3 protein-coding genes are annotated in these 2,355 nt (G+C 41.4%); 1 reads left to right on the top strand and 2 read right to left on the bottom strand.

Annotation, left to right across the window (positions count from 1 at the left end; genetic code table 11):
* Window positions 1-1,174 (bottom strand): valine--pyruvate transaminase (locus A3756_RS15935; RefSeq protein WP_068553890.1); only part of this gene is annotated, 1,174 nt, incomplete at its 3' end.
* A gap of 122 nt (window positions 1,175-1,296) precedes the next feature.
* Between A3756_RS15935 and A3756_RS15930 the strand changes: the two genes are divergently transcribed.
* Window positions 1,297-2,001 (top strand): SIMPL domain-containing protein, encoded by a 705-nt coding sequence (locus tag A3756_RS15930; RefSeq protein WP_068507485.1) that lies wholly within the window; start codon window positions 1,297-1,299, stop codon window positions 1,999-2,001.
* Window positions 2,002-2,068: 67 nt separating this feature from the next.
* Here A3756_RS15930 and A3756_RS15925 read toward each other — a convergent pair.
* Window positions 2,069-2,355 (bottom strand): DMT family transporter (locus tag A3756_RS15925; RefSeq protein ID WP_156490526.1); only part of this gene is annotated, 287 nt, incomplete at its 5' end.

The raw sequence follows: 2,355 nt of genomic DNA, 5'->3' as shown, positions 1-2,355 counted from the left end.
TTCGTAAGCATTCGGATTTATGCTTCCAATTGTCATCACTTAAGCCCGGAAAAAAGTGATGCCCGGATACAATTAATACACCTTTGTCTTTCAACTTCTCATACAACTCCTGGTTACTTAAGGGGCAATCTTTCAACCATAACCAAATAAACATTGCACCTTCTACTTTATGGATTAAGAAAGGCAGACCCTGAAGTAACTCACATAAAAGGTCGCGCGCTCTTTCAGCTTTAGACAAATAGTAAGGTCTTATTACCTCATTACTTAAGGTGAGTATTCTTTTACTGTCGACTAAATCTTTCGCCATTATGCTGCCGAAGCTACCCGTCGCCAAATTCATAATCGCATTAACTTCCGATAAAGCGCTTATTACCGGCGCATCCGCAATAACGATTCCTGTACGTGCAGCAGGTAAACCGAATTTAGAGAGACTTAGGCACAGGACAATATTTTGGTTCCAGGTTGGTTCTGCATCAGTAAATATAAGGTTTGGAAAAGGCGTGCCGTAAGCACCATCAACAATCAATGGTACTTTATGTTCACGTGCCAACTGGTCTAACTTACTCATCTCTGAGTTTGTAATCACATTTCCCGTCGGATTTGTGGGGCGAGATACGCAGATCGCTCCCGTGCTTTCAGTAATTTGGAACTTCTCGAAGTCGATATGGTATTTAAATGTCTCTGCGTTAATTTCCTCAGTTTTTGGTCTGTTTGATATAAAAAAATCTTCAACCAAACCCGCATCGGAATAGCCAATATATTCGGGAGCAAGTGGTAGCAGAACCTGTTTACTACTACCATCTGAATACTTCCCTGCAAACAAATTGAAGAGCATAAAGAATGCTGCTTGACTGCCGTTTGTTAAAGCAATATTTTGCGGGCCTATATCCCAGCCATATTCAGCTTTAAGTAATGAAGCGAGTGACTTAATGAAGTCCAAATTGCCTTGTGGTGGATCGTAAACACCGATCAGCTGCTGGAAATCGGATGTAGACTCAACAATTTCCAGCAATCTATTTTTAAAATAATCCTGCACTTCCGGAATATGCGCAGGATTGCCTCCCCCCATCATGATTAAACCTGAGTCGCCAGCCAAGGCATTTCCAAGATCTTCCATTAAGCTTGTAATGCCGGCCTTTGAGGTAAACTTATCGCCGAAACTTGAGAACTTCATAAATATAAACACCTAATAACGTGAACAATGGTTTCGCTGCGATGGAATGAACCTATGGTAACTACAACTTTAATGACTAGACTGGTATAGGTATACACCAAATATTAATACGGAGCACAAGCATGCGATTCATATCACTTTTTTTGTTTTCATTCTTAGTAAGTAGTCTTTGCCTGGCCCATGATCAAACGCATTCTGACTTACCCTTTATCGAAGTCAGCACGACAGCAAGCGCAAAGTCCTTGCCCGATCAAGCCATAATTAATATTACTTTCTCTGCAACAAAGTTTGAAGCAGAAAAAGCGAGAAGAGCCGTCGACAAGCTGGTCCGCCCTTTCCTGTCAAAACTAGAAGAATACGATATTCAAGAGAACTCCCTCGACACAAGCAATACACAATTACACCCACAATACGAATACCGAAATAACCAGCGAGATTTCAAAGGTAATCAAATTACGCGCAAAATTGAGTTTAAACTAAATGATCTTGCGCAACTCCAGGCTCTTATCCAAGACATCACCCGCACAGAAGCATCTCATCTAGGGAGTATAAGATTCACACTTAAGAACAAACAGAAGCTAAAACGCAAAGCCTTAAACAAAGCAATTAATAAAGCAAAAAATAAAGCAGCTACCATTGCCCAAGGCTTCGAAGTAAGCTTGGGGAAAATTTTAAATGTAAAGCATGTTAGCAACGAAGCAAGACCAGCCCCACAAATGCGCGCCATGGCAATGAGTGCTGAAATGAGCGACAGCCAAAGTAATACCTACCAGCAAAAAGAAATTGAATACAATGCGACCATTAGCGCAGTATTTTCAATCGATTAAGCACTAGTCATACGACACCAAATAGCATATAGCACCGGCAATTCAACCTGAATCGCCGGTGCCTCATTCAGCCCGCAACTTCAACAGACTCACTATTTTTATGCTTATCAAGCTTACGCTCTGAAGCGCTCCAGTAATAAAGAACTAACCCTGAAAGGATACACGCGGTACCGATTAGCATTACTTCGCTAATGTGTTCACCATTAAAAAAGGCACCCAAAGCCAAAGCAAAAACAGGTGTCATCAGAGTCACCATTGCAACAGCCGTTGCACCCAGCTCTTTAATAATAAAAAAGTAACATGCAAAGCCCAATAGTGAGCCGGCTATCGCTAGATACAAAACAGACCATGGCG

Source organism: Oleiphilus sp. HI0086, from assembly GCF_001635225.1.
Note: the sequence above shows the minus strand (reverse complement) of the source record. Positions and strands in the feature narration are given on the sequence as shown.